Source organism: Streptomyces sp. NPDC015125, assembly GCF_043080045.1.
In the GTDB taxonomy this organism is placed as follows: domain Bacteria; phylum Actinomycetota; class Actinomycetes; order Streptomycetales; family Streptomycetaceae; genus Streptomyces.
The window spans coordinates 85,807-106,600 of record NZ_JBIBVF010000007.1; the positions used below are offsets into that span (position 1 = coordinate 85,807).

Here is a 20,794-nt window from a genome sequence, read left to right on the forward strand (position 1 = left end):
AGAGGTGGGGTGAGGTGGGCCGGACGGACGGGACGCTATGCCAGGGCGTTGAGGAGATCGGAAGCAGCAAGGAGGTTGACCCGGCCGGCGTCCAGAGCGCCCGGGTAGAGGGCGAAAGCCTCGCTACCGCTGGGCAGGCTGAGGTCTCCACGCAGGACGTATGCCAGCTGGGCCTCGTTGATGTCCACGTCCGTGTCGCGGTCGACCTCGGGGGTGCCGATTCGTGCCGCGAAGGCTGCCACGGCTTCATCCGTGCGCCGCTGGTACACACTCACGGAATCATCGATGTGCCGGATGGCGACGGTGTTCGCGCGGCCCGACGCCTGCCAGGTGGCGAGCTCGCCGAGGCTGACGCGGGCACCGGAGGCGAATAGCCCCGTGAGTCCGGCCCCGAGGGTCGCCAGGGTGTTGGCGTGGCGGTGCACGGCATGGTTGGTTCCGGTGACGGCCTGGACAACGTCGAGCCACCGCATGGTGCGACCTACGACGTCGATGACCATCGGCACGCTGGCTCGGGCTCGCCCAGTAAGGTCGAAGCGCTGTTCGACCTGGCGCGGATCGAAAGCGTCTTCGTCCTCGGCGGTGTCGTCTCGAACCATGAGTCCGGCGAATGCCTCGTCGAGGTCGTCGAACGCGACGTTGTTGTACGAGAAGACGCTGGCAATCACATACCGGACTCCTGCGGCGGCCAGCTTGCCCAAGTCGAGATCGACGAATTCGCTGGCACCGCGAGGCGCCGGGGCGCTCGTCAGGTCGCCCGAGTGGACGGCCGCATTGCGCTCATATCGCAGGTTGGTCCAGTCGCAGGTCCCGACATGGCTCCAGTCCGAGCTGAACAGGGCGGTCGACAGGTCCAGGTCCGTGCGGCCGGAGGTGTCGCTCTCCATCCAGTGGAGGAAGAGGCGCACTGTCTGCCCCGCGGGCACGGCCAGCTCGCTGCCGCGCGGCAGGGTCATCAGGGCCCGGGAGAACGAACGCTCCGCGAACGGTGCGATCACCCCGTCGAGCGCCGCGTCGATGACCGCCGTATCGACCGGCGGGAGTTGGGACGTACGGCGCAGCACTTCGTCCGTCATGATGCGGACCGCGCGGTCGACCAGGTGAGCCGACAGTGGCGGTCGCTCGTCGTCGACGATGTGGGCCTTTGCTCCGCCCTTGGGGAAGTAGACACGGTCGGCGCCCTTGCGCGCCCGGGTGCGGATCTCTCCGAGGGCCGACAGCAGGACGGCCGGAGATACATGACCAAGGGCCTTCTCCACGGCGGACAAGACGTCGTTGGCGCCGTCTTCGTGCGTCTGCGTCAGGCGCAGCAGGTGGTCGAGTCGGCGCAGCAGTTCGCCGGGACGCTGAGCGAGAAGGGGTACGGCCGCGGCGATGTCGTTGTTGGCCAGCGCGGTCTCCACCTTTGAGGCCCACAGCGGAAGGGTGATCTTCGTGGTTGCGGTGACGGCTGGCAGGTTCTGTGCGGTGTTGCGAAGTTGCTGGGAGAAGCTGTCCGAGGTGAGGCGGAATTCGCGCAGCGCGGCGATGATGAGCGCCGCGTTGGGATAGCGGGTTGCGTACTCGAAGGGGTGCAGTCGTTCGGCAGCGCGCTTCCAAGCTACCGGGTGGCGGTGCATGTCCTCGGCGGCAAGGGCCGGGGAGAGGTTGTCAAGGACGGAGAGGAGAGCGCGACGAAGGGGCCGCGGCACCGCGGTCAGGCGCGGCATGTCGACCAGGCCGGCGTCGCCGCCGGAGCGGACGGCGAGCAGGCGCAGGATGTCGGTCGCCGTGGTGAGCCGGCTGGAGAGCGCCGGCAGCGTCACCTCGTAGACGGTGGAGTCGGCAAGGAGCCAGGACAACACGATGGCCTTGATCTCGCGGCCGGGTATTTCCGAGGGCAGCCAGGCCAGGTCGGTTTGGTCGCGGGTTTCCAGAAGAACTGCCAGATCGTCGGCGTCCTGCGGGCTCAGCGCGCCATTGCGCGAGAGGAGAGCATCCAGCTCGTGGCCGGCGTCGCCCGAGCGGGCTGTGTAGTCGCCGCCGTGGGACAGGACTCGCAGCCGGGTCGGCAGGGCACGGCCGGCACGGGACGAAGGCTGCGCCCGCTGGGGGCGCAGGAACGGCTCGTCGGCGTCGAGCTTGCGGTGGCAGATCGGGCACGCGGAGAAGTCCGTGCCGTCGAAGCAAGTGTGGCAAATCAGGTGTGCGCACGGGGAAACGGCCTGCACAGAGTTCTCCGTGCCGCACAGGACGCACGGCTGATTCGGTGCCTGGAGGAGCACCGTCAGGACACGCTCTGCGTAGAACGCGAGGGTGTCGTTCGGGGTGGTCTCCGGGAAACCTCGGAACAGGGGAGTATGGTCTCGGTCAGCGCCCAGTGCATTGTCGATGTCCGCAAGCAGAGCACGGCCCTGGGCGGTGAGCGTGTCGGCGTCCAGTTCAGTCAGGACCTGGCGGAGCCCGGCCGAGAGCAAGTAGCCGCGCTCCAGCAGCTCGGCCTCCAGCAGTGCGACGCCAGCCTGGGTTTCCAGGGTGGGCCGGCCGGTTGAGGAGGGCAAGTAGACGGAGCCGCGACGGGCCAGGAGCACCGCGGGGAGGGTGCAGTGGCTGCGCGTGGTGTCCGAGACGGTCTTGGTCGTCATTGCCGTTCCTCTCTGCCCAGTGATGCAGGACAGCATGTTGCTGGCTGGGGGGAAGTTGTTACGCGGCTAGCGGCGGAGACGGGAGTGCCTTCGCGCCTGTTCCGAGGAAAAGCGGAGGCGGCTTCTCGTTGTTGCCGTGCGCGCCGCGGAGAACCTCTGTCCCAGCCAACTCGCCGCTGTTGGGGCGCGGGCGGAGCGTCTGCACGGTGCGCGTCCGGATCTGCTCGGCTGAGATCCGCAGGCTGTCTGGCTTTCAGGTGCGGGGCGGAAAGTGAGCGCGCTCGATTCTTTTACCAGAGAGTTTGAGAAGGAAGCACGCTTCGGAGCCGCCCCGCGATCCGAGAGTACAAGCTGCGGTTCGCAACCGCATCGGAATTGCGGCCCGTGGCATCGCCACTGTTGAACCCCAGTGGCGCTGTGGATCTGCCAACAGCCGCTCCAACAGGAATGAATTTACTGCCTCTTCAGCGGCATGTCAACTTTTCAGTGTCGTCTAGTAGAGTCCCTGTTGGGTCCGCAGAGAACTGCCGGATGCCCCCAGCGGCAGCGCCCCGAGCATCTCTCTTTGCAGTTTTCCCTCGCCTCGCAAGGCCACGGCCGCTGGCCCCCTTGACTCGGGAGCGAGTGGCCTTTCCGACAGGAGGGGCGGATCCTCGAGAAGTGCCGGCCGGCCGTTGCGCACGTGCGGCCTGACTCGCTGCTCTGTCCGCAGCGGCGTTGTACGGATCGCCGTCGACTTGGTGAGCTCGCACGTGGACAAACGTGACGTCCCGGCCGCTGAGCAGCTGGTCGATGCGCATCACGAGGTCACGGTTGGCCACCGGGGATCCTGCGGAAGTCGTCCAACCTCTTCGGCGCCATCCGGGCAGCCAGACGGTGGCCGCGTTTATCGCATACTGGGAGTCCATCCGGACCTCGATCGGGGTCGCTGGGTCGACGGATTCCAACAAGTGCAGAAGGGCGCTCAGTTCGGCCACATTGTTCGTTGCAGCCCCAAGCGGTCCTGCCTCCCAGCGGTTGATGGACCCGTCGGAGCTTGCGGTGACCCAAGCCCAGGCAGCCGGGCCCGGGTTGCCTTTCGATGCGCCGTCGCAAGCAGCGATCATTCGTTGCGTCATGGCCCGTTCCTTCTGGAGATCAGTTCAGGTGGATGCCGTCGCGGCTCACTCGATACGGGCCGAGCGTGGAATGTGCGTAGTGGAGGTGAAGTTCTGTCCGGTTGCCTTCCGAGCGAACTGAGTCGCCGATGGGCGCCACCGGCCGGCGGATGCGTAGCCCGCGCAGAGCCGCAGCCGAGCAGACTGCAAAGCCCAGCAAGGTGACACCGGCTGCAACTGTCCGGCCCGCGGCAGGTGCCCCCGCCCAGACCATGGCGACGGTGAGCGCTCCCCAGAGAAGCCAGACCACACGGGCTGCGTTGCTGCGGTAGACAGCCAGCGGGAAGGAGGCCATGCCCAGAATCTGCCAGAGGGCATAGGCAGCTCCCGCAGTGAGTGGCAGGCCGGCCGCGCCTGTGTGGTCCAGCAAGTAGTGGCCGACCGGAGTCGTGACGGTGGCCAGCAAGCCAGTGTGGGTACTTCCGGTTGCCGCCTTGACGCAACCGACGGTCAAGGTGAGGCACGTGTAGAGGAACACGAAAGGAGCGACCGCGCCCATAGCCTTGATCGCGAATCCGCCAGCTCCCGGGGCCGCGTGCCATAGGCTCCTCACCGCGTCGGCAGGCCAGCTTTCGTGCAGGCGTTCGCGGCTGCTTTCAAATGCCCGACGCAGTGACGGGGATGTTGGCATGGATGTCATCAGGCTCCTTTGTCCATTGGTGGCCCGGCCAGCCTCTGCACCGAGCGTTTGAGGAGCGTAGGGAGCCGTCCCTGTGGACAGCAGGCAGGCTCCCGAATCCCGCCCCGCCGCCTCGCATGGAGTGGGAATGCAGGTTCGACGCAGCCCTGCACATCCATTTCTGCGGCACTGTTTGCCGTCTCACGCCCCTCATCCTTCGTCAATCGCGACACAGGAGCTACGACCCTTAACATTTGCCTTCGAGTCAATTTAGGAGTAAAGTTGACCTTGTTACATAAACGAAGGAGGGCGCTTGCAGAACGCTGAGAAACAACCTGTCAAGCAGGAGCACTACGCAGGACACGAGATCACCATCACCCGCATCCCCGGTGACGCGGCGTCATCGACTTCAGCAGAGCACCCGGCCTACAGACTCTTCATCGACGGCAAGGTAGTGCCCCGGAAGGGCAGCCCCTCAGCTCTCGTGCATAAAGCACGCAGCCTGATCGACCAGCGTGCAGAAGACCTTCAGATCCTGCCCCGACTGGTTGAACTGATCGACGGCCGACGTAGCCCATCCGGCCTCTCCGAGATCGGCCAGGTAACGGAGGGCGACATCGTGTGGGTCCTTGCCCGCGGCCATTGGCGCTGTGGCCTGGTCACCAAGATCGCCCGAGTCAGGGTGACCGTCTCTTACACCACTTACCGGTCGATGAGTCGGGTATTCCACAAGGTGTGCCTGCCCCGGGATCTGCGCCGCGATGTGGGGAGGCTAGCCACTTCCGCTGGCAGTTCCCGTCCGCCGGCTCAGCCTGCTGACCATGTCGCTGCGGGCACCACGGCCAGCCATGGCCCATCACAGCACCCCGAGGACACTGAGCAGGTCGCCTTCGAAGACCTGAAGGTCAACGACGTCCTGGTGCGAGGCTGTGGCGACGGGCGTCGCGCCCGGGTTCTACGCCCCGCCGAGGACTTCACAGACCCTTTCGGCCGAGCCATGCGACAGTACTGGTGCGGCGCCATGGATGGCACCGCAAAGGAGGGCTGGGTGCCATATGGCCCCGGCGGCACCACCCTGCGGCTCCAACGCGACGCGGTCGAGGCGGACTTCCGATCTGCTATGGACGATCTTGGGAAGACTCAGGAGTCCGTTGAAGCCCTCGCGCCGCTCGTGCGCCGAGCCGCGCAGTACTTCGTCGCCGCACGCGCCCACGGTCGGTTTGAGGACGCGTCGGAACACCTCGTTGTGGCCATGGAGGCAGCAGCCGTCGCGGCCACATGCACAAGCACACTCGCCTCCTTGGCCCTGCGCGTCCGGCAGCTCTGGTCCCACCCCCTCGGCAGTCACCAGGGCGCAGCCGTCGGTTGTCTGCCGCGGGATGCCGCTGACCCTATGGTCCTAGCGGCGCTGCGCGTCGTGCGCGAGGCCGGAATCACTATGGCTGTCCTCCCCGACAAGATCCGTCCGCTTTGGAGTTGGGACGCCGAGTTCGGGTCGGACGGCTCACAGGGAGCACTGGTCTGGAGCAGCGGCAGCTCCCTGACCGTTGAGTGGATCATGGGTGGGCGGTCAGGTGAGAGGTGCCTGACGCGCTCCCAGGTTCCCGCGGTTCGTGAGGTCCGCAATCTGGCCTTCGCGCAGTTGGAGGAGGTCTTTCGCGATGCCGGCTGGAACGTGGCCACATGCGGAAGCACCAACACTCGGACACGGCGCGTGGTCAGCCTCCAGGTGGGGTGCACGGCTGCCGAGCCAAGCTGACGATCGTCCTAGCGCGGATCACGCTCGGCAACCACCATCCGCTCGGCGTCGCCGTCGACCTGACCGTGGCGGCCACTGCCGTCCTCACGAGCTCCGGTCCTCGCGCTGATCTGAGTTCTATCAGGGCCCGTTGCAGCTAGGTCGCTACCCTACTCGCTACCTGGTGCTCGCCCGCCGAGGTCTCGGGCACCACCGATAGGAGGTTGATGATGAAGACGCTCGATGTGAACGAGGCACTGGCCAACATCCGCGTGCTGGCCGCGAAGGTCGTCGAATCGCACCAGCCGGGGCAGCACGTGACCGTCTGGGAGACGGTCAAGGCGATGGAGGAGGGCCAGATCCCGGCCCTCGAATTGGCCAGGGCCGTTCAGGGGCTGGACAGGTACGCCACCGAGCGCCAAAGGGCGCCGCAGGAATGGCAGCTGGGCCGCGAGCTCACGCCCGAAGAGGCCCGCGGACTGGCCGAGCGGCACCCTGAAATCGCACCGCTCGGCGAAGCCATGGTGATCAGCTTGGCCCGGCACGGCTTTCGCTGGATGCAGATGGCGGGCATCGTCCGTCAGGTCCAGGCTGGCACCTCTGTCCAGCCGTGAACGCCCGATGGGACGCTTCGTGCACACCCGTGCTGGTCTCTGGAGGCGGAGCCGGATGCGGCCGTCGTTCGTGACGAGATGGACCCGTTCCAGCATGACCGCGTGGTCCGGGCCGTAGGCCCGGGCGTCCCACCCGGCCGCGTTCGCGGCAGCCGCTGAAGGCCACGGCGGCCTGGTGGGCGAGTCGGTCGTGCGCCGGGGCCTGAGCACCGACGAACTCCTGACGGAACTCGTCCGCCAAGGCCCTCAGACGGGACAACCCACTGGGGTCCGAGTCCCGTTCCTGCGCGACCGGCTCAGCGACTTCGGCTAGCCGCCCCCGCGGGCCGCCGTGCCGCCCGCGCTGCCGGTTCGTTCCTGATGGCCCGTCTCCCACCCCGGAGCGGGCCGTCGGCATGGCATGCTCGCATGGGCAAATTCCTGTAGTCCCACTCCCCCCTCCCGGCAGCTCCACTGGGATGCCGCGACGAGCCCCGTACGACAGGGATTGCGTCACACGCTGTGGTATCCAATGCCAGCCGGGTACAGAGCGGTTGGTCACTTCAAGCGGAAGTCCGCCGGATCGAAGTCGAAGTCGTTCCAAGCGAAGCCGGCGTAGCCCCCACCCCCGTTGAAGTAGTGCGCGATCGCCGTTCCGATGATCTCCCGTGCCTCGTTTTCTGATTCGCTGCGGATGAGCTTGGCGACTTCGTCGGCGGTCAGACGGAGGGGCACGTAGCTGGAGCGAACAGCGTTGGATCCCCGGATGTCGAAGCTCGTGGTGCGGCTTACCTCGGCGTTGGTTCCGATTTCGCTTGTCTTTACCTGTCTGGCGCGCCGCTCGCGGCCGCGCTGCGTTGTCTGGACTTCAGCGGCTTCTCGCCGAAGTTGTTCGGCGTGTTCGCCGCGGGGGGTGCGAGTGCCCTTGAGCCATCGGCCGACGGTCGTCGGCGTGACTCCGTAGACGGCGGCTATCGCCTGGCGGTTGCCGCCGTATTTGCGCTCCAGTACGTGAGCTGTCTGCGTGGTGGTTCGTACAGGAGCTTGTCGGCGGAAGAAGCTCTCCCGGACTCGTGCGACGAATCCCTGGGCGTCCTCACTGGTCATGGCTGCGGCTTCTCCTTGGTTGTCAGGCTGCCTGTTCCACAGGCTTGCCGTCTGTGCCGTAGTCGTGGGTGAGGCGGGATGGGTGTTCGCGGTTGTTCATCGCCTCGATGACAGCGCCCATGGGGATGCTCGATTCGTGCTTGGCGGACCCTGGTGCGATCCCCAAGCGCAGGGTTCCTGGTACAGGCTTGTCGTTGTCACCGAAAGCCAGTAGCTCCAGAGGCGAGGGCGCTTCCGTCGCGTAGAACCAGGCGTCGACATTCACCGCGAATGGGGCTCGGCCGGTGAGCTTCAGCGTCTTGCGCATGCGCCGGTGTGCCGCGATGCGGGCCGCTGCGACGATGATGAAGCGTAGTTCGGGCCGGTAGTGCCAGGTGGCGACGACCTTCTCCAGCCATTCCTCGTCATCTGCGATAGCACGTGCGCGGTCCGTCCACTTTCCGATGCCGCCCTTGTAGACCTGCTTGTAGAGGGTGGCAAGGAGCAGAGCATCGGCCTTCTCCAGGTCATCACCGGTTTGCTTGTGGACGGCGTATGCGTCAAGGAACTCTTGCGGGTCCTGTCCGTCGTAGAGGCCCAGGTCTGCGTAGGCCCGTTTGTAGGCCGCGCGCAGCCGCCCGGTCCATTCTTTGAGGAGCGGCACGGTGTGGGTGGACAGGTACGCATCGGTGATGCCGGATGGGTCGTATCCGTATTCGGTGACCATGTAGTTGACGGTGCCCGTCGCATACCAGTCCGGCCCTAGAGGGGCTTCGCCGTGAAATGTGGCCGGGTGTGGGAGCAGTTCGTCGACTTCCAGGCCCGTGAAGTCGGCCCACCACAGCCCGGCGGTCTTCGGATCCCAGGCAGGGTTGCTGCAGTACTCCAGCGGGCCGGCGGGGAGCCTCAGAGTTTCGGTGACCGACAGGTAGGAGGCACAGGTGTCGACGACAGCGGTGTACGGCAGCGCCGCCTCGGCTTCGGTCGGGAAGCGGGCCCAGAACTTGTAGTCCTCTTCCTGGCACACCCCTTCGCCTTTGTCCGCCAGGGCGCGGGTGAGGGGGTGGCGTACGCCGGCGGCCGGGGGGATGGTGGTGTCGCCGGAAGGGAGTGCGCCTTCGCGTTTCTGGGGCTCCCATTCACCGGTCTCGTCGTCTTTGACCCACTGGACTCGGGGGCGAACCGCGTCGAGGAGCAGCATCCCGGTGGTTGCTGGCGTTGAGCCCGGTGCGATCCCGAGGTCGGACACGAAGACGCGGGTCCGCCGTGCGAGGGTGAAGGCGTCGGGCTCTCCGGAGGGGTGGCGGGCCATGCGGGCGGCTTGCTCGTTGGTGACCTTCTGCTTCTCTGTGCCTTGGCCCAGCCAGGGGGTGATCACGATGCGGAGGGAGGTTCTCGGGCCGCCCGCGGCGCCCTTTCGGCGGAAGACATGGACGGTGGGGCCGAGTTCTTCGGACAGTTCCATGCCGACGCTGGCTGCCGCGGCGAGGAGTTTCTTGTGGAGCTGCGCGCGGGCCTTGTCGGTCTTGGGCAGCTCGGCTGGCAGTCCGAGTTTCTTCACTGCGGCTGCCGACAGGCACACGATGCCGTCGCCGTTCCGGCCGGCGTCGTGCACGCGCTCGACGCGGAGAGGCAGCCCGGTGCCCAGCCAGGAGAACCAGTCGCTGAGCTTTCCTCCTGCGGGGGGCGGCACCTGGTCGATGTCCAGTGTCCAGCCGTCATCGGTGATGTCGAGGCCGACCGCCGGCCAGCGGCTGGGCTTGGCGGCCGCAGTGGTCGACTTCGAGGTACCGGTGGAGCGCGAAGGGACAGCGGTGCGGGGCGTGGCAGGTGTACGTCCGCGGTACGGGGCCACGGGCCGGGCTGCAGCGGGGTGGCGTGGCGGTTCAGGGCGGGCAGGTACAGGGGTGGCCGCTGGGGGTTCGGTTGCAGTGTTTTGCTGTTCGCGTTCGAGCTCCTGCCTACGGATCTCCTCCGCTCGCGACTGTGGTGTGCACATGTGGCGACAGCGTTTCCAGTGGGCCGCCCATGTGCCGTCACTCTGCTCTTCCCGGACGAGGTTGTAGCCGGGCCGGACGCTGCCAGTGCAGCCGGCGCAGCCTCCCAGACGTACTTCCGACATCGTTTCGCTTTTCCTTTCTGGTCAGCTCAACTCGGTGTGTGGGAGGTCGGTTGCGGGCGTACTCCGAAAATCTGTTGGAACGGGGCGAGTTCCTGGCGGGCTGTGCGGGCAGCAACCGTCCGCTCCGCTTGGTCGTTCGGTGCCACCGTGCGCAGTTCGTGCTCGGCAAGCTGGATGAGTGCGGGGCCGATGGGTCGGCGGCTGTTTGGAAGGGCTCCTGGGATTTCACGTGCCATGTGCCGCAGGAACTCCTGGACAGATGGTGTGTCGCTTCGCTGGTCTGAAGCGATCCGGGTGGCCATGGTGAGGAAGTCTCTTCGCTCCGAGTGCGGAGCGAGGAGGCGCTGTTCGAGAGGCCAGTCGCTGAGTGCGTAGAAGCCTCGCACAGGTGTGAAGGACTTCGCGTGCAAGGCCGGGCAGATGTAGCTCTGGGCGCCTGACGCGGTGGTGTATCTCCGCTCCTCGTCCCGGCGCAGGCTGGCGAGGCGCGGCCAGGGCAGATCCGATTCAAAGAATGCGCGGTTCACGGGTCGGATCGTCCTCAGCACTGCTGGGACGCCGATCAGTTGCAGAACTCGGCGCAGTTGCTCCTTGGCGGTCAGGAGCGACGGCAACTCGGTCGGGGCCGGCTTCTGGCTGGGCGGCTGTCCAAGTCTCTTGTGCCAGGCATCCTCGGCGAGGCGTAGTTGCTCACATGTGTCCCTTACGAGTGGGATGTTCCGGTTGGCATTCGCTGTGCGCGCCAAGGCTCTCAGTTGCGTCATCTCCCGCTCGAGGGCATCGAGGGCTTCGTTCATGACACCTCCACGTCGCACCAGATATTACCAGGTGTCACCAGATATGTCCTTACGTTTTGAAGTCAAGGCACCTACGTGGACCTGAACCTGAAAACGCGGTTGGGGCGGCCCTCGGGCCGCCCCAACACGTCATCTCACATCAAATGCGGCTACTTGCCCTTGGCGGCCGCCTTGAGCTTGGAGCCCGCGGAGACCTTCACGCCGTAGCCGGCCGGGATCTGGATGGGCTCACCGGTCTGCGGGTTGCGCGCGGTTCGGGCGGAACGACTGGTCCGCTCAAAGCCCAGGAAGCCGGGGATGGAGATCTTCTCGTCACCCTTGGCGACGACCTCACCGGCCACGAGGGCGAAGGCCGACAGCACCGCGTCGACGTCCTTTCGCGACACCTCCGCGCGGCTCGCGAGAGCGGCCACCAGTTCACTTCGGTTCATGCTTATCTCCTTTTCGCTCACGCCATGGCGATTCATCGGGAATTAGGAAATGCTTCCAGAGGGGCTGTCACGTGCCGTAATCCAGAGGCGCCCACAGGTTCCAGTGGGTAGTCCCTGAAGTAATGCCCGCAGTCGCGCCTGCCGGCTGCTTGGAGCACCAGCGCAAGGGCGCCCCCGCAGCGCGGAGGAGGGTGTCCACCCCCACCCGGCCAGCAGGCGTTTGAGCATCGACTGCGCAACCTGCCTCAAAGCGGTGGAAGTAGCTATCGTCCCGCTCGACTACGGACGCGCCAGCCTTCATAGGCCAGCCATCCGGTGGCGCAGAGCGTCACCGTCACACCGAGAACGAAGGTGACCACAGAGCCCGAACGCCACCCCAGAGCCGCCACCACGAACGCGACAGCGCCTACAAGGGGAAGCACCTGGGCGATCCTGGCGTTGCGCGGCTTACTGCGATGCAAAGTTTCACGCCCCTCAGGCCAACTTCCAACAGGCAACGGAATATACCTCCGTCACCCATGACAGCAGGAATGGCCTCACTCCCGTGAGGCCGCCCTGCTCAACACATCAATCTTATCGCGGACTGGCGCGATGTAAAATCATAGTGGTCACACACTTCGTCGCCACCACCCCTACCCCGCCGCGAAACCGTCAACCGGCGAGCAACCTTGACGCACACCAACCCTCTATGTAATATCTTAGGTGTCTACGTTGTTTGCGAGGAGTGGAGGGTTCTCATGCTTCGCTCCGTGTCTCCCTTCTCCACCTGTCGTTGCGCGGGTCACTCCCCCCGATGCTGACCTTGCCGCGGGATGCGAGGGGCCAGCGCAAACCTCAACACTGGCTCCTTGGGCAGAGTCCCTGCCCACACCACATCTTCGAAACGTAGGGCTCGGAGATTCTTCAGGCGCTCAGGCGGCTGTGGTTTCCAGCTGCCCGCCGGCCCTGGCCCGAACGCCCCCTCGGGCCGGGGCCGCGGCCCCGTAGCGAGTCCTGTGGGGTGCGAACGGCTCTGTCGCCGCAACGCAACAGAGTGCACACGCGTGATGGGGATGATGCGCCTCACCCCGGACACGTTGGCGAGCCGCGGGAGCCCGTCTGGCCACAAGAGTTCGAGCTCCTCCCACTCCGGAAGGGAGATCCATGTCCGTGAAGTACAGCGATGGGACGTCTAAGTTGCCGTTGCATGGTTTCGGCACCTTGACCATTGAGGTCGCCTTCCTCGACCACGGTCGCACCCGGTACAGGTTTCGTGCTCCGTATGCCAGGGGGTCCCTTGTAGTCATACCCGAAACCCCCTACGGAGGGCCGACGACCCCCAAAACCGTACGCGTCCAGTTCGGCGACGGTGTCGAGAACGTCGGCTTCTACATTCCCCGCACCGACGAGCCGGTCATCCGCAATGCGCGTATCCACGGGTTCACCGACTCGATCACGCCGCGCAGTGTCTCCCGGGGCAGCTACTTCCTCTCGTCCGACGCCAGGGTCCTGCGCGAGAACGGGATCACTCGTCGCATCCCCGACGGCGCCCGCGCCCTGGCCGCAGCCATCGTCGTAGCCGTCGTGAAGCACTGGAGTCGTCTCAGAAACAAGACCGACTTGCTTCTGGCCGCCGCTCGATACGCAGCCAGCAATAACGTGGCCCATGAGCGGAGCCAGATCAAGAGGCTGGAGGGCGAGCTGGAAGCCGTCCGCGAAGATCGGGCAGCAGCCCGCCGCCGCATCAATCAGGTGACTGGCTTGATGCGGCGGCGCCAGCCCCCCGTCCAGGCGGCCACGCCGGACATGGTCCGGCTTAGCTTCGTGGGCCGGGACGGCTCGCCATTGGGCGTGTTGAGCGTTCGTGAAGTGGAGGTCAACACCCTTCCCGGCCGCGTCGTTTACTCGGTCGAAGGCGGCAGGGTGAGGGGTACGTTCACCGTTGGCCCCGACATCTACGGCTCGGAGCCGATCCCGCGTGGCATCTACATCTCCTACGGCCGACCGACGGACTCCCGCTGGTTCCGCGACTGTACCCAAGAGCCCGTGGTGAACGGCGTCCGGTTGAGCGGAGGGTGGATCCACAGAAGTTTGAGCACAAGGAACATCACTGCCACCTCCCCCGGCTCACTGCCCGCCCTTGTTCGTCTTGGTCCAAGCCGCCACACCTCTGCACCGGCAGCGACCGCCCGCCGCGCCTCCGCCGTGCTTCGAGCACTAGCTCTGCACTATCTCGCGCGCCGTGATCAGGAGGCTCTACGTATCGCTGCGGGGAAGCAGACCGCCGCATCGAGGCTCGCGGCCGCGCGTGAGGAGCTGGACCGCCTCCGCCACCGTGAGGCAACGCTCTCCTCCGCCCTCCGGCGGCACCGAATGCGCGAGCGTCGCTACGTCGATCTTCTTGCTGCACCCAGCGACGAGCTATTGGCGCCGGTTATCGAGCTTCGGCCCCCTGTCGAAGCGCTGCGCAGGGCGGCCTGAGACGGGGCTTCTGGCTGGCGGGCGGAATAACAGACGGATGTCCTTCGCCGTTTCCGACGTCGCAGCGCTGACTACGCGTCCTGCTTCACTGAGGATGGTCGCCCGGGAAGCAGCCACCGGTCGCTCCGGTCACTCCCGCTCTGCGGGGGTGACCGGAGCCGTTGCCCGGGCGAGGTGCACCGGCGGTTGCCCACGTTGGCTGGGTGGAGCCACGTCGTCAGGGTCGCTAGGTCACTCGATGGCTGCGCCATTTCTCTGCCGGTGCTGGCTGGTCGTGGTCAGGTAGGTCGAAGTGTTGGATCCGGACTGCTTCCACGCCGGCATCAGCCAAGTGCCCTGCCTCTGAAGCGTTGCGCACATAGATCCTCCTGGTCCCGGATCTCAGCTGCGGTGTGTCGGCGACGAGGTCCGGGCAGGGGCGGACGATGCCGTGCAGGTGGGGGTAGCGTCCGAGGGCGAAGACCGGGATCCCGTAGCCGAGTTCGGGGTGGTCGTGCATCTCGCGAGTAGGAATGTGAGGTCGTACGCCCCTCTGATCGAGATGGTGCGCGACAGCGTTCATGAAGTCGTGCAGCTGGCGATCGGTCAGTACGCGCCACCAGCGCCGACCGCGCTGCTTGTTCTCGAGTTGCTGGACGCGGCGTTGTTCAGCAGCGAGTCGCTGCTGACGCTGTCGCCCTGCCCTCTCCTCTTCTCGTTGCCGCGCTTGTGCTTCCTGTGCGGTTCGCCAGCGTTCGGCTTCGGCTTCACGAGACGCACGGGCCGTCACCCTGCCGGCGTCTCTGTTTCTACGCATTTCGGCTTCGAGCGCATGGCGCTGCCCTTCCTTTTCCTTTGCCTGCTTTTCCTCAGCGCGGCGCGATGCTTCATGCCGGTCCTGGTTGCGGATGGCGTCCGCCGATGTCCAGAGCCGGTGGCGTCGCACCTGCTGGTTGTCACTGGTACGACGGACGAGGCCGTAGTGATCGAGGATCGGCTGGGAGGTGAGCATTCGGCGGTTGACCTGGTCCACAAATCGCTCCAGCGTGAGTGGGGCGGTGGTCCAGCGTGCATGTGTGTAGGAGAAGTCGGCGGGGCCGTCATCGACTGTCCAAGGCTCGTGGTGGTCTCCTGGACGCAGGCGGGCTGAGGGAAGGGCCCCCATCCACGGCGCGGTGTCGCGATCGGTCACCCAGCAGACAACGATGCCTGCATCGTTGTATTGGCGCGTGCGGGCCCAGAGCTGTTCTTGCGTGCTGTGTGAGAGCTGGGCTTCCCATGCCGTGCGGCTTGAGCCGTCCGGGGAGGTGGCCAGAACGTCTGCTCGCCAGGAGCCGTCGGGGGCACGTACTTCGAGTTCGGCGTGCCAGCCGGCGGTACGGACCGCGCTGGCGACCACCAGCTTGATGAGATGGTGCGCGAGCGATTCTCCGGTCAATGCGCAGTTCCCGGGCCGGCCGGGGTCGTGGGCAAAGTAGCGCAGTTTGCGCGGTGACAGACGCGCGTGCATCGTCCACGCGCAGTCAGGGCAGGTCAGGGGTACCCGCGGGCGGGTTCGGTGAAGCTGTGCCCAGGTGAGGCCGTCGGCCCGGGCAGGGAGGGTCGCGTCTATTCGTCCGACGTTGGGGTGGAGGGCGGTGAATGCCATGGCTGGTCCTCTCGGTCAGGCTGCGGGGCGCAGCTGCTGGTCGGCGAGGAGGGCTGTTTTGCGGATCCGGCTCCGGTTCCAGCCAGGCTCCTTCGGTAGGGAGCGGAGGTGGCGTCGTAGTTCGGTGCCCTGCACGATGGTGACGCCGGCGCTGACGAGTCCGCCGGGCGGTATATCGGCGTAGTGAACGGCGACCACGCGCTGCACGGGGTGGCCGAGTGCCTGTGCGGCTCGTTCTGCTTCCCAGTTGACGGTGTCGAGGGTGCCTTGCTGGGAGTATCGTCCGTACCAAAGGCGGCCACGGTCGTCGAGACGCACCTTGGATGTTCTCGATTTCCAAGTTTTCGTATCTACGTAAACCGGGCCACATTGTCCGAAGATCAAGTGGTCGAGGTTTGCTCTGGACCGGGGTATCTGACGGTCATGGAGCACGACCCATCGCCCGAAGCTGGTCCAGACGAGTGGAATGAGGATTCGGCGAGTACGGCGCTCACCGGCCGCACCGGTGGCCCAGGAACTCCCCTTGCTGCGGTAGATGCGGCGCAGCACCAGTGCAGCGAGAACAGCGATGACCGCGGCGCCGGCGTACCAGTCGGTGACCGCAGCCGTGAGCCATCCCGCGCCTACCGAGGGGATCGTGGCGGATGGCAAGACCCATATCGCAGTTCGGTGTTGTCTGCGACGCTCGGCGGAGCGGATGGTGTCCGCCATCGCCTGAGCGCTTGCGCCGGCGCCGCTGCGGCGCTTCGAGGCCCTCTTGGGCATCGCGATTCTCCCTCTGGTTGTTCGAGGAGTTGAGATCGCGATGTTCCGCGGAGGGGGCTGTGGACAGAAGCCGTTGCGACTGGCGGGGATGTGCACTCAACTGATCTGATTGGACAGCGCAGTTTTCGAACAGACACCGAAGCCTGCGGCTCCCCGGCTATACGCGCTGGCCCCCGGTGAGCTGCGGATTCGCACCGTCGCTGACACCCAACGAGCACATCGTTCGCGAACTATGCTGACCAGCAACTCGCGAACTGCGGTAGCCAGAAGCGCCGCCACCTGCACATTCCGCACGGTGGGCTCGCAATCTACGGCGTCCGGCCACAACTGAGCAGCGTGTCTGCCCAAGTTGGTGTGCGCGGCAGAGGGCATTGAGGAGACGATGTTGGAAGGCGCTCGGGTTGCCGAAATTCCGCTCGTAAGCGTCATGCCTGGGGGCAGACGGTGACTGTCGCGGGGAAAGGGCGTACGGTCACTGATCACCTACTTTCGTATGGGAATGGAGCCTCCCCATGGTCGACACCGCTCATGCCCCTGTGCTCAGTGAGTCCATCGCACATCTAGAGAGCGCGGTGCCACGACTCGAAGAGTGTGAGAAGCAGTTGAAGTCAGATCTGCACGCGGTGAGTCAAGAACTCGAATCGGCTCGCGAGGCGCTCAGGCATCTTCGGGCTCTTACCGGAGTGGGCGTTCTCAGTGCTGGTGAGGAGGGTGTGCACATCTCGCCGACTGCCTCCGCCGTAGCGGAACTGGTTTCAGAGCAGGCGGGCAGCGTCGCCACCGAGCCAGAGCCCGACAGCACCCCGGATCAGGGTGTGCTGGGCACCGAGGGTGCAGTGGCGTCCTTGCCCGGTCCGCGGGATGAGTCGCCGGCCAGTGAGCCAGCTGACAGCGGGAAGCCCACTGTGGTGGCACCTGAGAAGCCCGCTGGTGAGAGGGCAGCGGCCGAACGGGCGCCGCGGAAGAAGACTGGGGCGCGCAGCACGGCTACCAAGAAGTCGGCGGCGAACAAGAGCCTTCCTGCCAAGTCTTCCGCGAAGAAGAAGGCTCCGGCTAAGGCTGCGGCAAAGAAGACCACCGTAGCCAAGACTGCGGCAAAGAAGACCACCGTGGCCAAGACTGCGGGTAGGCGGTCACAGGCCGATCAGAAGCCTGGCACTCTGCTGGACAAGGCACTTGAAGTTCTGAGGAACTCCGAGTCGCCACTGCCAGTGGCTGAGATTAATGAGGCCCTGGGCCGTGGGGCCACGAAGGGGCAAATCGAGTCTCTCCGCAATACGCTCGACCGAGCTGCACGGAGCACGGCGGCAACCCGACCCACCCGGCCCGGCAGGGGCCTTTATGCTGTGGTGTAGAGCTACCGGCAGCGCCGGCGGCGGCATCCTGGCGGGTGCCGCCGCCCCTCCACGCCACGCCCTACAGGCGGAAGGCACCGCCCTCAATCAGGATGAACAGCCGATGCCGATCAGCACAACAGACAGCAGGACGGGACAGTCCCGGGCCGGTGGACTTCCGGGCGCTGATCACCGCGTTGGCCACGCAGGGGCCGGGGCTGAGCAGCGACGTACTGGAGCAACGCCCTCGTGCTGCGGCTGCGGTTCAAGGACGCCGTGGCGGCCGGGCCGCCCGTCGCCCCGACCGGCAGATCACGGGGAATGGTAGAAGCAGCGGACCAGCGACGTCCACGTCCGCCAGGTCCTGGCCGCGGTCGTCTGACGGGCGCCCAGGGGTGTCGGAGGCGGCGCGGGTGTTCCTGGAGACGCCGCGGCGCCGCCCGCCGGCCCGCTCCCTGACGAGGACCCTGAGGCCGACTGGTCGGCTCCGCTTCGTAGGCGGCACCGATCGCCGCCGGCGGGTAGAGGCACCCGCCATGATCGGCGTACCACACGCGGGCCTCGAAGCCCGGCGTCCAGGTCACACCGCCATCGGAACTGGACATCGTCGGACCGACGTAGGTGGCAGGCCGGCCGACTGGGTCCGCCACGGTCTCGCCGGGACGGATCTCCTCGTCGCCGGACGGGACACGCAGGATCCGGACCGGCTCGGACGGGTCGTGCAGTTCGCCACGCAGCGGATTGCGGATCAGCGTCACAGACAGCTCACGTTCAGCAGCGACACGTCGGTTGTATTCCGCCAGCACCTCACGGCCGGCGGCCGTGAGCTCCAGGTGTACGCCGTCCTCGTGAAAAGCGAGCCAGCCGTCGTTGAGCAGCCCGCAGGGCGGCGGATCGAGGTAGGCCGGAAGCGCGCTCGTGGCGCATGCCCGGCAGGCCCCACAGGCTGGGGCCTGCGAGGTCGGACCAGCAGACCCGGCGAGAATCGCTGTCCACGGCGAAGAACACGCCGTCGAGATCCAGATGAATCCACCCGCCCCGGTCATCGAGTACACGCGGGAGACGCGTCATGGCGAAGCCTCCTTCTTGAACTTCGCGCTGCCTCACCCGGCCGACGGCCGAGTGAGGCAGCGGTGTTCAGGCGGACGGGGACAGCTGAACGGCGGGAATGCTGTTGTCGGGTCGGGGTTCGTCGGACCACTCCGGGTGCCAGAACTTGCCGTAGTTGCCACGGTCGCTCATCGCTGGTACATACGCGCCCGCCTCGAGACCCGGCATTGCAGGGGAGTGGTCGCCCTCGGAGTGATGGTCTGCGGGGCTGATCACGACGAGGGCGTCGTCCGGCAAGTCCGTGTGCTGAGCCAGAAACTCGCGCACGTCGCGCAGGCGCATACCCTCCACGGCGACGGCGAAGGGGTGGGGCCAGCCCGGGGCGGCAGTTGCCGTGTAGAGCGTCGCCCCCTCCGCCTCGATGGACGCTGCCTCGGCCTCCGTGACGGGGTACAAGCTGCGTTCACCGCTGTCGCTGCTGCCCTGGTAGTAGCCGGCCTGGTAGTGGCCGACGGCCAGCCCCAGGGTGTCCTGCTCCAGCAGCATGAGGTGGCCGGTCGGGATGGCGGCGAGTCCGCCGGGTGCGCCCTCGACGGCGAAGGCGCGAGTGCATACTCCGAAGCTGTCTCTTCCGTAGCGGATGGTGATGGCGCTCAGGGCTTACTCCTTCAGTTCAAGGGGGGTGAAGCGGGTCGTGGTTATGTCGCGACCCCGGCGGTCGGTGTAGGAGAAGTACGGTGACTCGCCCTCAGGCGAGGTGACCTTGCCGTCGTAGATCCACCGGCCGACCCGGGCCCGGGCGTAGCGGATGTGAATGCTGACGATCTTGAGTTTCGCGGTGTCGAGCTCGGCAGGGCTGCTGGAACGGAAGGATTCGGGCAAGTGGTCCTTCACCGGTGTGAGGGGTCAGCCGTCGCACTCGACGTGCGCGCAGTACTGGCTGTCGTGGTAGCTCTCAGCGAGCAGGGCGTTCTCTGATCGGACCGCGACGAGGACGGAACCGTCGTGCTGGAGGTGGCCGGTGAACCATTCGTGATCGGCTTCAGCGCGACCGGGGTCGAGGACATGGACCTGCACGTCTGGGCCGGTGACCCGGGCACCGTTTCACAATCGGCGAACGAGACGACCCCGCACAACCAGGCGGCGCCGGCTCCGAGGTCGAACAGGCCGAAGCGGAACCGTGTGGGAAGGGCCTGGAGTAGTAGTGCCTCACCAGCAACCCCTGCGGTAGCCGCCTTCCGACGCGTGCCACCACCTCGGCACACCGCCCCTGGGCTCGCCAGCCGCGGTCTCCCACAGTTCCCCGACGCTCGGCACGACCGGCATCCTGTTCACGTCCCCTCCCGGTCATCAGCCAGGTGGCCCAGCAGGTCTTCGCGCCAGCGCAACGCGTAGGGAAGGCAGTTGGCCTCGCTCTTGTGTGTGCCGCAGGTGCGTTCGTAGCGCCCGCCCTTTGACCACGCCATACTGTCGGCGGATGCGACGTGACGCCACGAGACGGCGAGTCCGGTCCGCTTGTAGCCGAAGGCGTGCAGTCTCAAGCCCATGGAGTGCAGGTCTTCTAAGATCCAGCTCGACACCATGGTGCTGGGACGGCGGCAGATGCTGCCCACACCGACGAGGGGCTCCTCGGCCAGGTCGATGCCGGCCGCAGCGAACTTCTCCACACATCGGGCGTAGTGGGGGCGGAGCCATCCCTGGACGACCGGGATGATCGGAAGATCGGGTGCGAGCTCGCGCAGCGTCACCAGGTTCGCGACAGTGAGGTCCTGGTGCTGCTCGATCGAGAGGCCGGTCATGCGCAGCGCCTGCTCCTCGCACATGAGATCTTGCTGACTGGCCCAGGCCAGTCGGCCGACCTCGTCCTTGTACCGGCGGATCTGCTGTACGTACTGCTGGGGGCTGGTGCGCCATTCGCCGAACTTGGTGATCTCGGTGAAGCCGCCGCTGTCGAGTGCCCATGGGCCAAGGGCTCTCGGCAAGGTCTTGACGCGGGAAAGCTGGCGGTTCGACACGAACATCGGCACGCGGCTCTCCTTGAGCCAGTGCGGACGGTGGATGCCTAGCCAGAACGTCGGCAGAGGTGGTGCCGCCGGGGTGGGCTGCGCTGGTGCGATGACGGAAATAGTCTCTCCAGGAAGGATTGGAAAACAGGGGTGTTGGTTCGGCCGCGCGGGGCTTCGGCGTGGCCGCGGCCGCTCGCTGGCGGTGGCCGCAGACAGGCTGCGATTCAGCCGGCGTCGCGCGGCGCGTAGCCGCTCCGCTCGAACATGGCTCGGGCTGTGAGGTCTCTTTGCGCGGCACCGAGTTTGGTGAGCCCGCTTACCGCGACGGGACGCGCCGTGTCGATGACCGCTGCGAGTCGTGCAGCGTGGACGCGTGAGTGCATGA

At 66.3% G+C, this 20,794-nt stretch carries 16 protein-coding genes and 1 pseudogene; 4 read left to right on the forward strand and 13 right to left on the reverse strand.

Features of this window, described 5'->3' with window-relative positions:
• Nucleotides 1–35: 35 nt before the first annotated feature.
• From ACF088_RS17900 to ACF088_RS17910, 3 genes and pseudogenes are all read right to left on the reverse strand, one after another.
• On the reverse strand, nucleotides 36–2,624 hold the full coding sequence (locus ACF088_RS17900) for an MXAN_6230/SCO0854 family RING domain-containing protein (RefSeq protein ID WP_392376717.1): 2,589 nt from the start codon (nucleotides 2,622–2,624) through the stop codon (nucleotides 36–38).
• A gap of 637 nt (nucleotides 2,625–3,261) precedes the next feature.
• A pseudogene (locus ACF088_RS17905) lies at nucleotides 3,262–3,742 on the reverse strand (ribonuclease H); the annotation flags it as partial.
• 19 nt (nucleotides 3,743–3,761) lie between these two features.
• The gene (locus tag ACF088_RS17910; protein ID WP_392376718.1) at nucleotides 3,762–4,421 is read right to left on the reverse strand and encodes a hypothetical protein; all 660 of its coding nucleotides are present in this window, start codon (nucleotides 4,419–4,421) and stop codon (nucleotides 3,762–3,764) included.
• Nucleotides 4,422–4,713: 292 nt separating this feature from the next.
• On the opposite strand from ACF088_RS17910, the gene ACF088_RS17915 reads away from it, so the two are divergent.
• Both ACF088_RS17915 and ACF088_RS17920 read left to right on the forward strand, forming a co-directional pair.
• On the forward strand, nucleotides 4,714–6,159 hold the full coding sequence (locus tag ACF088_RS17915) for a hypothetical protein (protein WP_392376719.1): 1,446 nt from the start codon (nucleotides 4,714–4,716) through the stop codon (nucleotides 6,157–6,159).
• 209 nt (nucleotides 6,160–6,368) lie between these two features.
• On the forward strand, nucleotides 6,369–6,752 hold the full coding sequence (locus ACF088_RS17920) for a hypothetical protein (RefSeq protein ID WP_392376720.1): 384 nt from the start codon (nucleotides 6,369–6,371) through the stop codon (nucleotides 6,750–6,752).
• A gap of 537 nt (nucleotides 6,753–7,289) precedes the next feature.
• Here ACF088_RS17920 and ACF088_RS17925 read toward each other — a convergent pair.
• From ACF088_RS17925 to ACF088_RS17940, 4 genes are all read right to left on the reverse strand, one after another.
• Entirely contained in the window at nucleotides 7,290–7,838 is a 549-nt protein-coding gene (locus tag ACF088_RS17925; RefSeq protein WP_392376721.1) for a hypothetical protein, read from the reverse strand.
• 22 nt (nucleotides 7,839–7,860) lie between these two features.
• Nucleotides 7,861–9,672, reverse strand: a complete 1,812-nt coding sequence (locus ACF088_RS17930; protein ID WP_392376722.1) for a hypothetical protein — start codon at nucleotides 9,670–9,672, stop codon at nucleotides 7,861–7,863.
• Between the two features lie 293 nt (nucleotides 9,673–9,965).
• Complete coding sequence (locus ACF088_RS17935) at nucleotides 9,966–10,736, reverse strand: hypothetical protein (protein WP_392376723.1); 771 nt, start codon at nucleotides 10,734–10,736, stop codon at nucleotides 9,966–9,968.
• Between the two features lie 149 nt (nucleotides 10,737–10,885).
• A complete protein-coding gene (locus ACF088_RS17940) occupies nucleotides 10,886–11,167 on the reverse strand; it encodes an HU family DNA-binding protein (RefSeq protein WP_392376724.1) in 282 nt (93 codons plus the stop codon).
• Nucleotides 11,168–12,310: 1,143 nt separating this feature from the next.
• Here ACF088_RS17940 and ACF088_RS17945 point away from each other — a divergent pair.
• Nucleotides 12,311–13,627 (forward strand): hypothetical protein, encoded by a 1,317-nt coding sequence (locus tag ACF088_RS17945; protein ID WP_392376725.1) that lies wholly within the window; start codon nucleotides 12,311–12,313, stop codon nucleotides 13,625–13,627.
• Nucleotides 13,628–13,853: 226 nt separating this feature from the next.
• On the opposite strand, the gene ACF088_RS17950 is transcribed toward ACF088_RS17945, so the two are convergent.
• Both ACF088_RS17950 and ACF088_RS17955 read right to left on the reverse strand, forming a co-directional pair.
• The gene (locus ACF088_RS17950; RefSeq protein WP_392376726.1) at nucleotides 13,854–15,254 is read right to left on the reverse strand and encodes a competence protein CoiA family protein; all 1,401 of its coding nucleotides are present in this window, start codon (nucleotides 15,252–15,254) and stop codon (nucleotides 13,854–13,856) included.
• A 15-nt stretch (nucleotides 15,255–15,269) separates the two neighbouring features.
• Nucleotides 15,270–16,019 (reverse strand): nuclease-related domain-containing protein, encoded by a 750-nt coding sequence (locus tag ACF088_RS17955; RefSeq protein WP_392376727.1) that lies wholly within the window; start codon nucleotides 16,017–16,019, stop codon nucleotides 15,270–15,272.
• A gap of 512 nt (nucleotides 16,020–16,531) precedes the next feature.
• Here ACF088_RS17955 and ACF088_RS17960 point away from each other — a divergent pair.
• Nucleotides 16,532–17,374 carry a hypothetical protein gene (locus ACF088_RS17960; RefSeq protein ID WP_392376728.1) on the forward strand — a complete coding sequence of 281 codons (843 nt, stop codon included), beginning with the start codon at nucleotides 16,532–16,534 and terminating at the stop codon, nucleotides 17,372–17,374.
• Between the two features lie 1,116 nt (nucleotides 17,375–18,490).
• Here the strand turns inward: ACF088_RS17960 and ACF088_RS17965 are convergent.
• The 4 genes from ACF088_RS17965 to ACF088_RS17980 all read right to left on the reverse strand — a co-directional run bounded on the left by ACF088_RS17965 (nucleotide 18,491) and on the right by ACF088_RS17980 (nucleotide 20,424).
• A complete protein-coding gene (locus ACF088_RS17965) occupies nucleotides 18,491–18,949 on the reverse strand; it encodes a hypothetical protein (protein WP_392376729.1) in 459 nt (152 codons plus the stop codon).
• A gap of 114 nt (nucleotides 18,950–19,063) precedes the next feature.
• Nucleotides 19,064–19,297, reverse strand: coding sequence for a hypothetical protein (locus ACF088_RS17970; protein WP_392376730.1), 234 nt, complete (start codon nucleotides 19,295–19,297; stop codon nucleotides 19,064–19,066).
• A 12-nt stretch (nucleotides 19,298–19,309) separates the two neighbouring features.
• Complete coding sequence (locus ACF088_RS17975) at nucleotides 19,310–19,480, reverse strand: hypothetical protein (RefSeq protein ID WP_392376731.1); 171 nt, start codon at nucleotides 19,478–19,480, stop codon at nucleotides 19,310–19,312.
• 254 nt (nucleotides 19,481–19,734) lie between these two features.
• Nucleotides 19,735–20,424 carry a hypothetical protein gene (locus ACF088_RS17980; protein WP_392376929.1) on the reverse strand — a complete coding sequence of 230 codons (690 nt, stop codon included), beginning with the start codon at nucleotides 20,422–20,424 and terminating at the stop codon, nucleotides 19,735–19,737.
• Nucleotides 20,425–20,794 lie beyond the last annotated feature (370 nt).